The sequence below is a fragment of the Streptomyces griseoflavus genome (assembly GCF_014649995.1).
Classification (GTDB): Bacteria; Actinomycetota; Actinomycetes; order Streptomycetales; family Streptomycetaceae; genus Streptomyces; species Streptomyces griseoflavus.
In genome coordinates, this window is the sequence record NZ_BMUC01000002.1 from 212,343 (window position 1) to 229,260 (window position 16,918).

The 16,918-nt window shown below is 68.5% G+C and carries 16 protein-coding genes; 7 read left to right on the forward strand and 9 right to left on the reverse strand.

The genetic code is table 11. The annotated features are described in order from the left end of the window. The first annotated feature begins 20 nt into the window (after window positions 1-20). The 6 genes from murJ (at window position 21) to trxA (ending at window position 7,389) form a co-directional block, all read left to right on the forward strand. Window positions 21-2,321 carry a murein biosynthesis integral membrane protein MurJ gene (murJ, locus tag IE172_RS06780; RefSeq protein ID WP_190096178.1) on the forward strand — a complete coding sequence of 767 codons (2,301 nt, stop codon included), beginning with the start codon at window positions 21-23 and terminating at the stop codon, window positions 2,319-2,321. 148 nt (window positions 2,322-2,469) lie between these two features. Continuing rightward, on the forward strand, window positions 2,470-4,191 hold the full coding sequence (locus IE172_RS06785; RefSeq protein WP_190096179.1) for a protein kinase family protein: 1,722 nt from the start codon (window positions 2,470-2,472) through the stop codon (window positions 4,189-4,191). A gap of 25 nt (window positions 4,192-4,216) precedes the next feature. Beyond that, window positions 4,217-4,942, forward strand: a complete 726-nt coding sequence (gene sigM / locus IE172_RS06790) for an RNA polymerase sigma factor SigM (RefSeq protein WP_190096180.1) — start codon at window positions 4,217-4,219, stop codon at window positions 4,940-4,942. Beyond that, window positions 4,939-5,856, forward strand: coding sequence for an RsmA family anti-sigma factor (locus tag IE172_RS06795; RefSeq protein WP_190096181.1), 918 nt, complete (start codon window positions 4,939-4,941; stop codon window positions 5,854-5,856). Before sigM ends, IE172_RS06795 begins: the two co-directional genes overlap by 4 nt. 190 nt (window positions 5,857-6,046) lie before the next feature. Further along, window positions 6,047-7,015, forward strand: coding sequence for a thioredoxin-disulfide reductase (gene trxB, locus IE172_RS06800; protein ID WP_190096182.1), 969 nt, complete (start codon window positions 6,047-6,049; stop codon window positions 7,013-7,015). A 41-nt stretch (window positions 7,016-7,056) separates the two neighbouring features. Continuing rightward, on the forward strand, window positions 7,057-7,389 hold the full coding sequence (gene trxA, locus IE172_RS06805; RefSeq protein ID WP_007383275.1) for a thioredoxin: 333 nt from the start codon (window positions 7,057-7,059) through the stop codon (window positions 7,387-7,389). Between the two features lie 108 nt (window positions 7,390-7,497). Here the strand turns inward: trxA and IE172_RS06810 are convergent, their stop codons facing one another. The 9 genes from IE172_RS06810 to rpmH all read right to left on the reverse strand — a co-directional run bounded on the left by IE172_RS06810 (window position 7,498) and on the right by rpmH (window position 14,366). Then, a complete protein-coding gene (locus tag IE172_RS06810; RefSeq protein WP_190096183.1) occupies window positions 7,498-8,115 on the reverse strand; it encodes a GNAT family N-acetyltransferase in 618 nt (205 codons plus the stop codon). A gap of 195 nt (window positions 8,116-8,310) precedes the next feature. After that, a complete protein-coding gene (locus IE172_RS06815; RefSeq protein WP_190096184.1) occupies window positions 8,311-9,414 on the reverse strand; it encodes a ParB/RepB/Spo0J family partition protein in 1,104 nt (367 codons plus the stop codon). Continuing rightward, window positions 9,411-10,487, reverse strand: a complete 1,077-nt coding sequence (locus tag IE172_RS06820; protein ID WP_190096493.1) for a ParA family protein — start codon at window positions 10,485-10,487, stop codon at window positions 9,411-9,413. Before IE172_RS06820 ends, IE172_RS06815 begins: the two co-directional genes overlap by 4 nt. Window positions 10,488-10,823: 336 nt before the next feature. After that, the gene (gene rsmG / locus IE172_RS06825; RefSeq protein ID WP_190096185.1) at window positions 10,824-11,543 is read right to left on the reverse strand and encodes a 16S rRNA (guanine(527)-N(7))-methyltransferase RsmG; all 720 of its coding nucleotides are present in this window, start codon (window positions 11,541-11,543) and stop codon (window positions 10,824-10,826) included. 124 nt (window positions 11,544-11,667) lie between these two features. Beyond that, on the reverse strand, window positions 11,668-12,180 hold the full coding sequence (locus IE172_RS06830; RefSeq protein WP_190096186.1) for a Jag family protein: 513 nt from the start codon (window positions 12,178-12,180) through the stop codon (window positions 11,668-11,670). Between the two features lie 15 nt (window positions 12,181-12,195). Next, window positions 12,196-13,461, reverse strand: coding sequence for a membrane protein insertase YidC (gene yidC / locus IE172_RS06835; protein ID WP_190096187.1), 1,266 nt, complete (start codon window positions 13,459-13,461; stop codon window positions 12,196-12,198). Window positions 13,462-13,464: 3 nt separating this feature from the next. Further along, window positions 13,465-13,839, reverse strand: coding sequence for a membrane protein insertion efficiency factor YidD (gene yidD, locus IE172_RS06840; protein WP_190096188.1), 375 nt, complete (start codon window positions 13,837-13,839; stop codon window positions 13,465-13,467). Next, window positions 13,836-14,207 carry a ribonuclease P protein component gene (gene rnpA / locus IE172_RS06845; protein WP_190096189.1) on the reverse strand — a complete coding sequence of 124 codons (372 nt, stop codon included), beginning with the start codon at window positions 14,205-14,207 and terminating at the stop codon, window positions 13,836-13,838. The genes yidD and rnpA overlap by 4 nt, the downstream gene beginning before the upstream one ends. 21 nt (window positions 14,208-14,228) lie before the next feature. Then, window positions 14,229-14,366 carry a 50S ribosomal protein L34 gene (rpmH, locus tag IE172_RS06850; protein WP_003975051.1) on the reverse strand — a complete coding sequence of 46 codons (138 nt, stop codon included), beginning with the start codon at window positions 14,364-14,366 and terminating at the stop codon, window positions 14,229-14,231. Window positions 14,367-14,741: 375 nt separating this feature from the next. Between rpmH and dnaA the strand changes: the two genes are divergently transcribed. Then, window positions 14,742-16,751: a chromosomal replication initiator protein DnaA gene (dnaA, locus tag IE172_RS06855; RefSeq protein ID WP_190096190.1), complete on the forward strand. Its 2,010-nt coding sequence runs from the start codon at window positions 14,742-14,744 to the stop codon at window positions 16,749-16,751. Window positions 16,752-16,918 lie beyond the last annotated feature (167 nt).

Here is a 16,918-nt window from a genome sequence, read left to right on the forward strand (position 1 = left end):
GACGATGAGGTGGGGTAACCATGAACGCGCCGTACGACGGTGACCGCGGCCATGCCGCGGGCAACTCGGGCCACCCCGAGTCGGACCCCGGCGAGGGTCCGCCGCCCGGGCACGGCCAGGTGCCGCCACCACCTGCGGACCCGTACCTTCGGGACGCCTATGACCAGGACCCCTACCGGGCGCAGGACATCGCCGCGCAGGACCCGGTCGCCGAGGCCCTCTACGACCGCGCCGCGCACCCGCCGCCGCCTCCGGGCAGTCACCCCCCTCAGCAGCCGCTGTACGGGCAGCCGCCGCAGTCTCCGTACGCCCCCGATCCGCGCGTGTGGGCCCGGCCCCCCGCGCCGGAGCCGGACGGTCCGACGCAGCACCTGCCCTACGGCGACGACCCGCGCACCACACAGTTCGTGGGCGTGGACGACCTGGTCGGCCAGGCCGGGGACCAGCGTCACGAGACGGATGCCTTCGCTCACCTCTTCCGCGACCAGCAGCAGGGTGGTGCCTTCGCGGACCAGCAGCGGCCCGGGGGGCACCCCGGGCACGCACCGGTCGGCGGACCACAGCGGTACGCGGCCGCACCGGTGCCGGGCCCGGCGTCACCGACGCCCGGTCACTATGCGGGAGCCACTCCGCCACCCGCCGCCGAGCCTCCGGTACCGGAACCCGCTTCCGCTCCCGCCCCGAAGAAGGGCGGCCGGGCCGGGGGACTGCTGAAGTCGAGCGCCGTGATGGCGGCGGGCACGATGGTGTCCCGCCTCACGGGCTTCATCCGGTCCGCGATGATCGTCTCGGCGCTCGGCCTCGCGCTCCTGGGCGAGTCCTTCCAGATCGCGTACCAGCTGCCCACGATGATCTACATCCTCACCGTCGGCGGCGGCCTCAACTCCGTCTTCGTGCCCCAGCTCGTGCGGGCGATGAAGGAGGACGAGGACGGCGGCGAGGCGTACGCCAACCGCCTGCTGACGCTGGTGATGGTGGCCCTGGCCGCGCTCACCGCCCTGGCGTGGCTGGCGGCCCCGCTCCTGGTGCGTGCCCTGTCCGTCCCGGTCGCCACCGACCCCGCGGCCAACGATGTCGCCGTCACCTTCACCCGCTTCTTCCTGCCCTCGATCTTCTTCATGGGCGTTCACGTGGTGATGGGTCAGATCCTCAACGCACGCGGCCGGTTCGGCGCGATGATGTGGACCCCGGTCCTGAACAACATCGTCATCATCGTCACCCTCGGCGCGTTCATCTGGGTCTACGGCACCGCCGCCGACTCGCAGATGAAGGTCACGAACATCCCGCCGGAGGGACTGCGCCTCCTCGGCGTCGGCGTTCTGCTCGGACTCGTGGTCCAGGCCCTGGCCATGATCCCGTACCTGCGGGAGACCGGCTTCCGTCTCCGTCTGCGCTTCGACTGGAGGGGGCACGGGCTCGGCAAGGCGGCGAAACTCGCCAAGTGGACCATCCTGTTCGTCCTCGCCAACCAGGCGGGCGCGCTGGTGGTCACCCAGCTGGCCACCGCGTCGGTCAAGGACACGAACATCGCCGGTACGGGCTTCAGCGCCTACTCCAACGCCCAGCTGATCTGGGGCCTGCCCCAGGCCATCATCACCGTCTCCCTGATGGCCGCGCTCCTGCCCCGCATCTCCCGTTCGGCGGCCGACGACGACGCCGGTGCCGTTCGGGACGACATCTCCCAGGGCCTGCGCACGACGGCCGTCGCGATCGTGCCGGTCGCCTTCGGTTTCCTGTCGCTCGGCATTCCGATGTGCACGCTGATGTTCGGCTCCTCGGGCACGGGAGCGGCCACCAACATGGGCTACATGCTGATGGCCTTCGGCCTCGGCCTGATCCCCTATTCCGTGCAGTACGTCGTGCTCCGGGCCTTCTACGCGTACGAGGACACCCGGACCCCCTTCTACAACACGGTCATCGTGGCGGCGGGCAACGCGATCGCCGCGGGCCTGTGCTTCGTCGTGCTCCCGGCCCGCTGGGCCGTGGTCGGCATGGCGGCGTCGTACGGTCTGGCCTACGTGATCGGGGTCGGCGTGGCCTGGCGCCGGCTCCGCAAGCGGCTGGGCGGGGACCTGGACGGCGCCCGGGTGCTGCGCACCTACGCCCGGCTGTGCATCGCCTCGGTCCCCGCGGCGCTGCTCAGCGGCGCGGCCTGCTACGGGATCAGTCAGGCGCTGGGCCAGGGGGTCGCCGGCTCGTTCGCCGCGCTGCTGGGCGGCGGTGCCGTTCTGTTCGGCACCTTCTTCGTGGCGGCCCGGCGGATGCGCATCGACGAAGTCAACTCTCTGGTCGGTATGGTGCGCGGACGCCTGGGACGCTGAGGCCGGGGGTAGACGCACGGGGCGCACAACCATCAACAGCCCCCGTGTGTCGTGCATAGCGGCGGACTGTGGGCACAATTGGTCTCGGCGTCGTACGGCGCGACGGACGCCGGCCGACGCGCAATGGATGGGGAGGCAGGGAACGACGGTGGCAGAACGGAGCACAGCTGCCGTCGACGTGGCAGACAACAGCGGCGAGCAGCCGCTGACCGCACAGGCGGACCAGTCCACGGCCGACGGGGTGGCCAAGAACCGGGAGCAGGACACGGACAGCGACGAGGCACAGGAGAGCACCGGAACCGACGGTGCCGGGAAGACCTCGCCGCCCGAACTGCACAGCGGCCACAAGCTGGCCAGACGCTACCGCCTCGAGGAGTGCGTCACCCGTCTGGACGGGTTCAGCAGTTGGCGTGCCGTGGACGAGATGCTCCGCCGCGCCGTCGGTGTGCACATCCTGCCCGCCCAGCACGCGCGTGCGCGGTCCGTGCTGGCCGCCGCCCGATCCTCCGCCCTGCTGGGCGACCCGCGCTTCGTCCAGGTACTGGACGCCGTCGAGGAGAACGACGTCGTCTACGTCGTCCACGAGTGGCTCCCCGACGCCACCGAACTGACCACGCTCCTGGCGGCAGGACCGCTGGAGGTGTACGACGCCTATCAGATGGTCAGTCAGGTCTCGGCCGCCATGGCCGCGGCACACCGCGAGGGCCTCGCCCATCTGCGTCTGAACCCCAACGCGGTCCTGCGCACCTCGACCGGCCAGTGGCGCATCCGCGGTCTCGCCGTCAACGCCGCCCTGCGCGGCGTCAGCTCCGACACTCCGCAGCGCACCGACACCGAGTCGATCGGCGCCCTGCTGTACGCGGCGCTCACCCAACGCTGGCCGTACGAGAGCGACGCCTACGGCATGTCCGGACTGCCCAAGGACATCGGACTGATCCCGCCGGACCAGGTGCGGGCCGGTGTGCACCGCGGCCTGTCCGAGCTGGCCATGCGCGCGCTCGCCAACGACGGCGCCACCGCATCCCGCCACGAGGCTCCGTGCACGACACCGGAGGAACTGGTCAAGGCGATCGGCGAGATGCCCCGCATCCGTCCGCCGGAGCCCGCCTTCACCACGCCGCCCGACTACCAGCGCACCACGTACCAGCAGGGCACCTACGGACGCACCGCGCCGCGCCCCGGCGGCACCCAGCCGGTGCCGGTTCCGCCTCCCCCGCTGCAGAGTCGTACCGGCAAGGCCCTGAAGTGGGCCGTCTCGGCACTGCTGATCGCCGCGCTCGGCCTGGGCAGTTGGCAGCTCGCCGACGCGCTGATGGAGCAGGGCGGCAAGACGGAGGACACGAACAAGACCCAGACGACGGAAGAGGACGACAAGAACGACACCAAGCCCGCGCCCCCCAAGCCGCTCACCGTCCAGGCCGCCCAGGAGTACATCGCCAAGGGCCAGGCCCAGGCGCCGGGGGACGTGGCGAAGACCTACGACGGCGACAGCTCGACCTACTGGCGCACCAACAGCTTCGTCGAGGGGCCGGACATGAACCCCGCCTTCAAGCCCGGCGTGGGGATCGTCTACGACCTCGGATCCGAGCAGACGGTCAAGTCGTCGTCGATAGGCCTGCGCTATGCCGGCGCCCACACCACCGTCACGCTGTACGCGACGGACTCGATGAGTTCGTCGACTCCCATCGGCTCCATGCGGGAGCTGGGCACGGTGAAGACGAACGGGAACGAAGCCACGGTGAAGGCCGACAAGCCGCAGAAGACCCGGTACGTGCTGGTCTGGATCACCGCCATGCCGTACGCGCCCGGTGACACCTACAGCAGCGCTGGCTACAAGCAAGGCATCACCGACCTGAAGTTCATCGGCTGACGACTCGGCGAAGGGGGAGGGTCGGATGGCCGACGGCACCGCGTACGACGACGCGAACGACCAGGAGCTCCTCTCCCTGCATGTGGACGGCGACCCGGACGCCTTCGGTGAGCTCGTCCGTCGGCATCGGGACCGGCTCTGGGCCGTGGCCCTGCGCACGCTGGGCGACCGCGAGGAAGCCGCTGACGCCGTCCAGGACGCCCTTGTCTCCGCGTACCGGGCGGCCCACACCTTCCGCGGCCAGTCCGCCGTCACGACCTGGTTGCACCGGATCACCGTGAATGCCTGCCTGGACCGTGCCCGCAAGGCGGCCTCCCGGAAGACCGCCCCGGTCGACGACGCGGAGCGCCTGGAGCAGCTTCTGGAGCCGCACGAGTCCGCCTCCGCACCAGCGGAACGCAACGATCTGCACCGCCAGCTCATCGAAGCGATGGGCACGCTGCCTCCCGATCAGCGGGCCGCACTCGTCCTCGTGGACATGCAGGGCTATCCGGTCGCCGAGGCCGCCCAGGTCCTCGACGTGCCCACCGGGACGGTGAAGAGCCGGTGCGCCCGTGGACGAGCCAGACTCCTGCCCCTGCTCAGTCACCTGCGGCCCGACGGCGGCGGTGAACGCAAGAAGCAGTCCGAGGCACGGAACCGGACTCAGGGGACGGCCGTCCCACCTGCAGCGGGACCACGACGGCCGGACCCGCAGGACGCGGGAACGAACGACCCGGCTGCAGCGAAGGGCGGAGGTGGGCGAGCGTGACATCAACGAAGGACATGGCGGAGCACCCGGACGTCACGGAGATCTCCGACCTCACGGAGGGAATCCTCCCGTCGGCCCGGAGCGCCGAGGTACGCCGGCATCTGCAGACGTGCGCTCTCTGCGCGGACGTCCACTGCTCGCTCGAAGAGATCCGGAGTCTGCTCGGAACGGTGGACGGGCCGACCCGCATGCCCGCCGAGGTGGCGGGACGTATCGACGCGGCGCTTGCCGCGGAGGCCCTGTTGCAGGCCATCGCGCCGGAAGCCGATGCAGGCGAGGAACCGCTTCGTCCTGCCCCCACCGTGAAGGACGACGAGCCGGCGCATGTTTCACGTGAAACATCGACGTCTGTGGACCGGCCCACCAGGCGCCCCCGTTCCTCCACGACCGGCCCCGGGCGCAAGGGCCGGCTGCGCGGCGGACGCCGGCGGGTCGCCGTCCTGGGGACCGTCCTCACGGTCGCCGCTCTGGGCCTCGGCTCTGTGGTTCTGTCGTCCCTGGACAACGACACAGGGTCTCAGGCGGGGCATCGGACGACCGCCTCGGACACCTTCTCCGAGGGGAAGCTCGAAAAGCAGGTCTCCGATCTTCTCGCGGAGAGCCAAGGCCAGGTCAAGGGCTCCCGCTCCCCCCAGACCTTCGGACTGGAGTCGCAGTCCGGCGGCGCCGCGAGCCCCCGGGTGCTCAAGGAGCCCGTGGTGCCGCAGTGCGTCCGCGAAGGCATCGGGCGCGACGACACCGCTCTCGCCTCCGAGCAGGGCACGTACGAGGGGAAGGAAGCACTTCTCGTGGTGCTTCCCGATGCCTCGGACGAAACTCGTGTCATCGCGTACGTCGTCGACAGGGCCTGCGTGGAGACTCCGTCCTCGGCCGCCCCGGCTGACGTTCTGCTGAAGCACTCCTACGCGCGCTGACGATCCACGCGTCATCTCCGCTCTGCGCGGTAACCCGTACGGTGTGCGCTCCTTCCTGCCGTCGGAGGCCGTATCCGTGTGCGCGGGCACGACGGGAATGCGCGCCCCTTAGGATCCGTTGGGTGGGGTGAGAGTCCCGACAGAAACTCCCCCGGTCGAACGACGCAGACCAGAGACGAGGAAACAAGCCGTGAGTGACGTCCGTAACGTGATCATCATCGGCTCGGGGCCCGCCGGCTATACGGCGGCGCTCTACACCGCCCGTGCGTCGCTGAAGCCCTTGGTGTTCGAGGGCGCCGTCACCGCCGGCGGTGCGCTGATGAACACCACCGACGTGGAGAACTTCCCGGGTTTCCAGGACGGCATCATGGGCCCCGAGCTCATGGACAACATGCGGGGCCAGGCGGAGCGCTTCGGCGCCGAGCTCATCCCGGACGACGTGGTCTCCGTCGATCTGACCGGAGAGATCAAGACCGTCACGGACACCGCCGGCACCGTGCACAAGGCGAAGGCCGTCATCGTCACCACCGGCTCGCAGCACCGCAAGCTCGGTCTGCCCAACGAGGACGCTCTCTCCGGCCGGGGCGTCTCCTGGTGTGCCACATGTGACGGCTTCTTCTTCAGGGACCAGGACATCGCCGTGATCGGCGGCGGTGACACCGCGATGGAGGAAGCCACCTTCCTGTCGCGTTTCGCCAAGTCCGTGACCGTTGTCCACCGTCGGGACACCCTGCGCGCCTCCAAGGCGATGCAGGAGCGCGCCTTCGCCGACCCGAAGATCTCCTTCGTCTGGGACAGTGAGGTCGCCGAGGTCCAGGGCGATCAGAAGCTGTCGGGTCTGAAGCTGCGCAACGTCAAGACGGGCGAGCTGTCCGACCTGGCGGTGACCGGCCTGTTCATCGCGATCGGCCACGACCCGCGCACCGAGCTCTTCAAGGGCCAGCTGGAGCTGGACGAGGAGGGCTACCTGAAGGTCGAGGCACCCTCGACGCGCACGAACGTCACGGGTGTCTTCGCCGCAGGAGACGTGGTCGACCACACCTACCGCCAGGCGATCACCGCGGCCGGTACCGGCTGCTCCGCCGCTCTCGACGCCGAGCGCTTCCTCGCCGCTCTCTCCGACGAGGAGAACGCCGAGCCCGAGAAGACCGCTGTCTGACCCCCACCCGCCCCACGCATCAACCAGTTAAGGAGCCCGCTGTGGCCGGCACCCTGAAGAACGTGACCGACGACTCCTTCGAGCAGGACGTCCTCAAGAGCGACAAGCCCGTCCTGGTGGACTTCTGGGCCGCCTGGTGCGGTCCGTGCCGTCAGATCGCTCCGTCTCTCGAGGCGATCGCCGCCGAGTACGGCGACAAGATCGAGATCGTCAAGCTGAACATCGACGAGAACCCGGGTACCGCTGCCAAGTACGGCGTCATGTCCATCCCGACCCTGAACGTCTACCAGGGTGGCGAGGTCGCCAAGACCATCGTCGGCGCGAAGCCCAAGGCCGCAATCGTGCGCGACCTCGAGGACTTCATCGCCGAGTAGTCAACGGATCGCCTCACCGGCGGTACATGTTTCACGTGAAACATGAAAGGGCCGGCCCCTCCGGGTCGGCCCTTTCGCATGCCGTGTCGTGAGTGACCGGGACTCCGATCAGAGGGGGCGAAGCGCAGGCTCCTTCTGCACGGCTCCGAGCAGTCGGTCCAGCGCCATCTCCACGTCTTCCTTCCACGAAAGCGCCGTCCTCAGTTCCAGCCGCATGCGGGGGTATGCCGGGTGGGGGCGGACCGTCTTGAATCCCACAGCCAGCAGATGGTCGGCGGGCACGACGCAGGCGGGTTCTTTCCAACGGGCATCACCGAACGCCTCGATCGCTCTGAAGCCCCGGCGGAGCAGATCCTTCGCCACCGTCTGCACCATCACCCGTCCCAGCCCCTGCCCCTGGTAGCCGGGCATGATGAACGCGGTCATCAACTGCACCGCGTCGGAAGCCACGGGGCTCGTGGGAAACGCCGTGGACCGAGGCACATAGGCGGGCGGAGCGTAGAGGACGAAGCCCACCGGGACATCGTCGACGTAAACGACACGGCCGCAGGATCCCCAGTCCAGGAGAACCGAGGAGATCCACGATTCCTTCTCGAGTGCGGACGTGCCCGCCTTCACCGCTGCTTCGCCACTGACGGGGTCTCTCTCCCAGAAGACGCACGAGCGGCAGCGCTGCGGCAGATCCTGAAGGTTGTCCAGCGTGAGCGGTACGAGCCGACGGCCCATAAAGGCTGTTCCTCGCTTCCTTGGCCCACTGCCTCACGGGCGGCTGTCAGAGCGCTCCGATCCCTCCGAACGCATCGTATCCAGGAAGCGATTCCATCGATACCGCCAGAAAGCAAAGGACGGACCGTGTTCCGGTACACACCGGACATGGTCCGTCCCGTTCCAGCCGCTCGGCATCGCCGCGCAGCCGGCGGCTCAGGAATCTGTCTCCGTGGAGTCGTCGTCCACCAGACTCTTCTGCAGTACGGGCCCCTCACCCGGGGCAATGCTGCCGAGGATCCGCTCCAGGTCTTCCATGGAGGCGAACTCGACGGTGATCTTGCCCTTCTTCTGCCCCAGGTCGACCTTCACCCGTGTGTCGAAGCGATCCGACAGGCGCGTCGCCAGGTCCGTCAGCGCGGGCGACACCAAGGCACCGGCGCGCGGCCCCTTGGAACGCTGGGCCTTCTGGGGCCGAGACCCCATCAGCGTCACGATCTCCTCGACGGCCCGGACCGACAGGCCCTCGGCCACGATCCGGTGAGCCAGCCGGTCCTGCTCCTCGGAGTCCTCCACCGAGAGCAGCGCGCGGGCGTGTCCGGCGGACAGCACACCGGCCGCGACCCTGCGCTGAACGGTGGGTGAGAGCTTCAACAGACGCAGCGTGTTGGACACCTGCGGGCGGGACCGGCCGATACGGTCCGCCAGCTGGTCGTGCGTGCACTTGAAGTCCTTCAGCAACTGGTCGTAGGCGGCCGCCTCTTCCAGTGGATTCAGCTGGGCACGGTGCAGGTTCTCCAGCAGCGCGTCCAGGAGGAGCTTCTCGTCGTCCGTGGCCCGCACGATCGCCGGGATGGCCTCCAAGCCCGCCTCATGGCAGGCACGCCACCGGCGCTCGCCCATGATGAGCTCATAGCGTCCCGGCCCGACCTGCCGTACGACGACCGGTTGAAGGAGGCCCACCTCCTTGATGGAGGTGATCAGCTCGGACAGGGCGTCCTCGTCGAAGACCTCTCGTGGCTGCCGGGGGTTCGGCGTGATGGCGTCGAGAGGGATCTCTGCGAAGTGGGCACCCATAGGCGCTGCGGGGATCCCCGCAGCGCCCCTTTCCGAGGCCTCTTCCGTTTCACGTGACACAGCCGACAGTGTCGTCACCTTCGCGGCGGCGATGCCACGCTCGTTCGGCAGCACCGGAACCGAGGCAGGGGAGGTGGAGGCGGTGCCGCCCCCCAACGCCGCCGGGGGCACGGTCTTCTCTGTCGGGGCAGCGGGAATCAGCGCACCGAGACCACGGCCCAACCCCCTCCGTCGATCACTCACTGGACGCCCTCCACCATGGTCGGATCATTCTGCTGTGCGCCGATGTGTGCCTGCGATGCGTCATACCTGACGCCGACCCCTCTTAGCGCGATCTCTCGTGCCGCCTCGAAATAGGAGAGGGCACCACTCGATCCTGGATCGTAAGTCAGCACCGTCTGCCCGTAGCTCGGCGCCTCCGAGATACGGACCGAGCGGGGAATACTCGTCCGCAGGACCTCGTCGCCGAAGTGGGTGCGCACCTCGTCCGCGACCTGCGACGCGAGCCGCGTACGACCGTCGTACATGGTGAGCAGGATCGTCGAGACATGCAGGGTGGGGTTGAGGTGCCCCCGTACCAGATCGACGTTGCGGAGCAGCTGACCCAGGCCCTCCAGTGCGTAGTACTCGCACTGGATCGGGATCAGGACTTCCTGGCCGGCCACCAGGGCATTGACCGTGAGAAGGCCGAGCGAGGGCGGGCAGTCGATGAGGATGTAATCCAGCGGCTGCTCATAGGCCTGGATGGCTCGCTGTAGCCGGCTCTCTCGGGCCACCAGCGACACCAGTTCAATCTCTGCACCGGCGAGATCGATGGTGGCGGGAGCGCAGAACAGACCCTCGACATCGGGGACCGGCTGGACGACTTCCGCCAGCGGCTTGCTCTCCACCAGTACGTCGTAGATGGAGGGAACCTCTGCGTGATGGTCGATGCCCAGGGCCGTGGACGCATTGCCCTGCGGGTCGAGGTCGATCACCAGAACACGGGCGCCGTGCAGAGCGAGCGACGCGGCAAGGTTGACGGTGGTCGTCGTCTTGCCGACGCCACCCTTCTGGTTGGCGACCACGATGACACGGGTCTGCTCGGGCCGTGGCAGACCCTCACCGGCACGGCCCAAAGCCTCCACTGCCAGTTGGGCAGCGCGACCGATGGGAGTGTCGTCCATCGGAGGCGGTGTTTCACGTGAAACATCCGCCCCCATCGATTCGGTACGGGGACCGGGGACCGGGTCGGTCATCGGTCCCGCGATGTTGGCGTCGGACCGCAAGGATTCACTCTCCTCGACTTCAGGCTCGCAATGAACAGAGCCTCCCATGCCTTCGGGGTCGTGAACCAGTGAGGCCTGACGTTCTGTGGAGAAATCCACCTCTGTGGACAACTCCATCCCCCTTGAGGGGTCCGGTTCGTCGGGAGCAGCTCCCTGACCGAGAGAGCCGAGAGGCTTACGGTCTCGAGGTTCGGCCGCGGCTCGGCCCCGACTGATGATGCCGTGCAGAAGTGAGCGACGTTTCACGTGAAACACGATGCACAGCGACCGGGGCAGGGTCCCTGCGACACTCCGGCGCGGGTAGGTTCGGCAGCTTGTGTGGAGTACGCCCGGCCCTCGGACGAGCGAGGTCTCCGCCTGCAGCACAACGGGCTGAGTCGCCCGCTAGCCGCGTCGGCGTCGCGTCCGCCCCGTACGGGCCGCCTTGGCGCGCTTCGCTGCGAAGCGCACGCCTCCAGGGCTCTCCCCGACCTCGACCCGCACCACAGTGGACATCGGGTCCACGACTCCCTCGCCCACATGCACGATCGAGGTCGTCACAGCACCGAGCTTGCTCAACGCCGCGCTCGCACTCTTCAGCTCTTCCTCGGCGGCATCCCCCTTGAGCGCGAGCATCTCGCCGTACGGGCGCAGCAGGGGGATGCCCCAGGTGGCGAGGCGGTCGAGCGGAGCCACAGCGCGGGCAGTGACCACATGCACCGGGGGAATCTTCCCCATCACCTCTTCTGCACGGCCACGCACCACCGTGACGTGGTCCAGGCCGAGCAGCTCCACGACCTCGGTGAGGAAGTTGGTGCGCCGGAGCAGCGGCTCCAACAGAGTGATCTTGAGATCTTCGCGGACCAGCGCCAGGGGAATCCCCGGCAGACCGGCTCCCGAACCGACGTCGCACACGGTCACGCCCTCGGGCACGACCTCCGAGAGCACCGCACAGTTCAGCAGATGCCTCTCCCACAGGCGGGGCACCTCACGCGGACCGATCAGACCTCGCTGCACGCCCGCTTCGGCAAGCAACTCCGCGTACCGGACCGCGTCCGCGAAGCGATCACCGAACACCTCGCGAGCCTGCTCGGGCGCAGGGGGAAGCTCCGCTGCCTCCGTCACTGGGGGGACCGTCCTTCCGTACCGTGCCGACACGAATCGCCGACACCAGAACCAGACCTATCAAGCTGACAAAAAACTCGGCCCCGCCTGCGCAACAGACGGGGCCGGTGGAACGTGGAGCCGATCAGGCGGGAAGCACGACGACGAACCGCTGCGGCTCCTCGCCCTCGGACTCGCTGCGCAGGCCGGCTGCCTTGACCGCGTCGTGCACGACCTTGCGCTCGAACGGCGTCATCGGGTCGAGGTTCACGGCCTTGCCGCTGCTCTTGGCCTCGGCGGCCGCCTTCGCACCGATCTCGGACAGCTCGGTCCGCTTCCTGGCACGGAAGCCGGCGATGTCGAGCATGAGCCGGCTGCGGTCCCCGGTCTCCCGGTGCACGGCCAGACGCGTGAGCTCCTGGAGCGCCTCCAGCACCTCACCGTCGCGGCCCACCAGCTTCTGCAGATCACGGCTGCCCGCTTCGCTGATGATCGAGACAGAGGCGCGGTCGGCCTCGACGTCCATGTCGATGTCGCCGTCGAGGTCGGCGATGTCGAGCAGACCCTCCAGGTAGTCCGCCGCGATCTCGCCCTCCTGCTCCAGGCGGGTCAGGGTGTCTGCGCCCTCGGCAGCGGCGGCGGTGGTGCCTTCCGTCACGGGATGGACTCCTTCTTACTTCTTGGACGGGGACTTGGGCCGCTGCGGACCCTTGCGCTGTCCGGACTGGGCCTTGCTGCGGGTACTGCCGGCGGGCTTGGCCTCGCCCTTCTTCGCCGCGGAGGCGGGCTTGGTGTCCTGGGGCTCGTCCGACTTGGTCAGCGAGGTGGGCTCACCCGCCGCCTTGGCCGGGCCGGAATGGCGCTGGGACTTGCTCTGCCGCTTGGGCTGCTGCCGCTTGGGCGTGGCCCCGGTGGTCGTACCGTCCTCCGCCTGGCCCGCGGCCGTGCTCTCGCCCTTGACGACCGCACCGTCGGCCTGGGCCGCGAGGCCCGCCTTGCTGAGACCGTTGATGAACTTGCGCTCGTGTTCGTTGCGGTCCCGGCCCTTGGCGACGATGGCCTTGATGATGACGCGCTGACGACGGTTACGGGTCCCGCCGTGCCGGGTGACCTGCTTGTGGAGGCGCTCCAGGTACGCGGCCTGGGCCTTGGATCCCGGGGTGGGGTTGTTGTGGATGACGTACATCTGCTGGCCCATGGTCCACACGTTGGTGGTGAGCCAGTAGACGAGGACGCCGACCGGGAAGTTGATGCCGAAGACGGCGAAGATGATGGGGAAGACGTACATCAGCATCTTCTGCTGCTGCATGAACGGCGTCTTCACCGTGGTGTCGACGTTCTTCGTCATCAGCTGTCGCTGCGTGTAGAACTGCGACAGCGACATCAGGATGATCATGATCGCCGTGACGACGCGGACATCGGTCAGCGACGAGTTGAGCGCCTGGACCTTCTCCGCGCTGTCCGTGAACTTCGCGGCGAGCGGGGCACCGAAGATGTGGGCCTTCTGCGCACTCTCCAGCAGGCGTTCGTTGATCACGCCGACGGTGTCGTTGGACGCGATGCTGTTGAGCACGTGGTAGAGCGCGAAGAAGAACGGCGACTGGGCCAGGATGGGAAGGCACGAGGAGAGCGGATTGGTGCCCGTCTCCTTGTAGAGCTTCATCATCTCTTCGGACTGGCGCTGCCGGTCGTTCTTGTAGCGCTCCTGGATCTTCTTCATCTCCGGCTGGAGCGTCTGCATCGCCCGCGTCGCCTTGATCTGCTTCACGAAGAGCGGGATCAGGCAGATCCGGATGAGGATCACCAGGGACACGATGGACAGGCCCCAGGCCCATCCGGTGTCAGGGCCGAAGATGGCGCCGTACACGCTGTGGAACTGGACGATGACCCAGGAGACAGGCGTTGTGATGAAGCTGAAGAGGCTGGCAATCGTGTCCACTAATCATGCTCCTTGGGCATGGGACGAGGTCTCTGCGGCCGGGCTTGAAGGACTCGTCCGGCTTGCGGGGGAAGTCCGTCCTTCGGTGGCCGGTTCGGCGGCGGAGGTCCCGCCCTTGCGTGCACGCCAGGCGTTACGCAGCATTTCGTGCCACCGCGGACGCTTGCGCGGCGGGACATGGTCCACACCGCCCAGCGACCACGGATTGCACCGCAGAATGCGCCAGGCCGTGAGTGCTGTGCCCTTGAGGGCACCGTGCCGGTCGATGGCCGTGTAGCCGTAGTGGGAACACGACGGGTAGTACTTGCACACCGGCCCCAGCAGTGGACTGATGGTCCACTGGTAGATCTTGATCAGAGCCAGCAGCGGGTACTTCATCGCGCGCCCCCTCCCAGCAGCCGCCGCAGGGCGGCATCCAGGTCTTGGGCCAGTTGGGCATGGTCGGCGTCGCCCGCACCGGGCAGCGCTCGTACGACTACCAGGCTACCGGGGGGCAGCCGGTCGACTTGCTCGCGCATCAGATGGCGAAGCCTGCGCTTCACCTTGTTGCGCACCACCGCGCCTCCCACGGCTTTGCTCACGACGAAACCCGCACGCGACGGGGGAGCGCTCTCCCCAGGCGCATGCGGGTCCGTGGCACCGCTACGAAGGTGGACGACGAGATGCCGGCGCCCGGCTCGGCGCCCTCGTCGTACCGCGGTCGCGAAGTCCTCGCGCCGCCTCAGCCGGTTGTCGGTGGGCAGCACGACGTCATGACCTGACCGGGATCAGGCGGACAGGCGGGCGCGACCCTTGCTGCGGCGGGTCGCCAGGATCGCGCGGCCGGCACGGGTCCGCATACGCAGCCGGAAGCCGTGGGTCTTGGCACGACGACGGTTGTTCGGCTGGAAGGTGCGCTTGCTCACTCGGGGGCTCCAGAAGAAATCGGTGGTTGCGGGGTGCCGTCCTGGCTGTCACCGTGCGCCCACGAGTAGCTCGCGTTACGCCCGAGTGCACCGCTGACCGATCATCTTGCGCGATCTGTGCCCATCGGAGGCAGGCGGCAGCAGCCATCGACAACTCGACCTCGTTACGGTACGCGCGGCTGCGTCAATCGGTCAAACCAGTGGTCACCGGGAGACACTTGTCCACAGGCTGGGGACAACAACTTGAACCATACCGGCCGCGCTGACTACCGTGGCTGGACTCCGATTCGTTCCCTTGACCCTTCACCACCCGATTTACATCCCGACCCGTCCTCCGCATCACACGATCGAGGGACCTGTGAGAGAGCGTGCCCTGTGGCTGACGTACCTGCCGATCTTGCCGCAGTGTGGCCACGCGTTCTGGAACAGCTGCTGGGGGAGGGCCGCGGGCAAGGGGTCGAGGGCAAGGACGAGCACTGGATCCGACGCTGCCAGCCACTGGCGCTGGTCGCCGACACGGCCCTGCTCGCGGTACCGAACGAGTTCGCCAAGGGTGTGCTCGAGGGCCGTCTCGCACCCGTCGTCAGCGAGAGCCTGAGCCGCGAGTGCGGTCGTCCGATCCGCATCGCGATCACGGTCGACGACACCGTCGGCGAGTCCCCGGTCCCGCCCGCGCCCCGCCCGCAGCAGCCGCGCTACGAGGAGCCCGAGCTCCCCGCCGTCCGCCAGGACCGTCCCGATCGTCCCGAGCGTTCCGACCACCACGAGCGGCCGGAACGCGACGCGTACGACAGCTACGACGGGTACGGCCGTCGCCGTGCCGAACAGCAGCAGGGCCCGTCCGGCGACCAGCTCCCCACGGCCCGCCCCGCCTACCCGTCGGAGTACCAGCGGCCCGAGCCCGGCGCCTGGCCGCGGCCGCCGCAGGAGGAGTACGGCTGGCAGCAGCAGCGGCTCGGCTTCCCGGAACGGGACCCGTACGCCTCGCCGTCGCAGGACGCCTACGGACAACAGGACGCCTACGGACAACAGGACGGCTACGGACAGCAGGACGGCTACGGACAGCAGGACCCCTACGGCGGTGCGCCGCACCAGGACTACCGTCCGCAGCCGATGGAGCGGCCGTCGTCGTACGAGCAGCAGCGCTCCGACTACGACCAGCAGCGTCCCGAGTACGACGCACCGCGCGGCGACTACGACCAGCGCGACGTCCGGCGCCGGGAGCTTCCCGAGCCGCCACCCGGCTCGGGGCACGTCCACCGCGGTGGTCCCGTGGGCCCGAACCTGCCCACGACGGGGGCGCCCGGCCCGCTGGCGGCCCAGCCGGCACCGGCGACCGGTCCCGGTGAGCCCACCGCGCGGCTGAACCCGAAGTACCTGTTCGACACGTTCGTCATCGGCGCGTCCAACCGCTTCGCGCACGCGGCCGCGGTCGCCGTCGCCGAGGCACCCGCCAAGGCGTACAACCCCCTGTTCATCTACGGGGAGTCGGGCCTCGGCAAGACGCACCTGCTGCACGCGATCGGGCACTACGCGCGCAGCCTGTACCCGGGCACGCGGGTGCGGTACGTGAGCTCGGAGGAGTTCACCAACGAGTTCATCAACTCCATCCGTGACGGCAAGGGCGACAGCTTCCGCAAGCGCTACCGCGAGATGGACATCCTGCTCGTCGACGACATCCAGTTCCTCGCGGACAAGGAGTCGACGCAGGAGGAGTTCTTCCACACGTTCAACACGCTCCACAACGCCAACAAGCAGATCGTCCTGTCCAGCGACCGGCCGCCCAAGCAGCTGGTCACGCTGGAGGACCGGCTGCGGAACCGTTTCGAGTGGGGTCTGATCACCGACGTCCAGCCGCCGGAGCTGGAGACGCGCATCGCGATCCTGCGCAAGAAGGCCGTGCAGGAGCAGCTGAACGCCCCGCCGGAGGTGCTGGAGTTCATCGCCTCCCGGATCTCGCGCAACATCCGGGAACTGGAGGGAGCGCTGATCCGGGTGACGGCGTTCGCCTCGCTCAACCGGCAGCCGGTGGACCTGGGGCTGACGGAGATCGTCCTGAAGGATCTGATGCCCGGGGGCGACGACTCGGCCCCGGAGATCACCTCGACGGCCATCATGGGCGCGACCGCGGACTACTTCGGCCTGACGGTGGAGGACCTGTGCGGCACCTCGCGCGGCCGCGCGCTGGTGACCGCCCGGCAGATCGCCATGTACCTGTGCCGGGAGCTGACGGATCTGTCGCTGCCGAAGATCGGCGCGCTGTTCGGCGGCCGCGACCACACCACGGTCATGCACGCCGACCGGAAGATCCGCAATCTGATGGCCGAGCGGCGCTCGATCTACAACCAGGTCACCGAGCTCACCAACCGCATCAAGGCCGGCTGACGGCCCCCGCGGCAGGACCAGGGCGCCCCCGGAGGGATCCGGGGGCGCCCTTCGTCGTGCCTCCCCCGTCCGAGGCTGTTCGATTTCCCGGCCGGGTTACGGCCTCCCTCCACAGATTCGGTGACTTTTTCCCGTCCACATGCTGGGGACCGCGAGGTTGTCCCGAT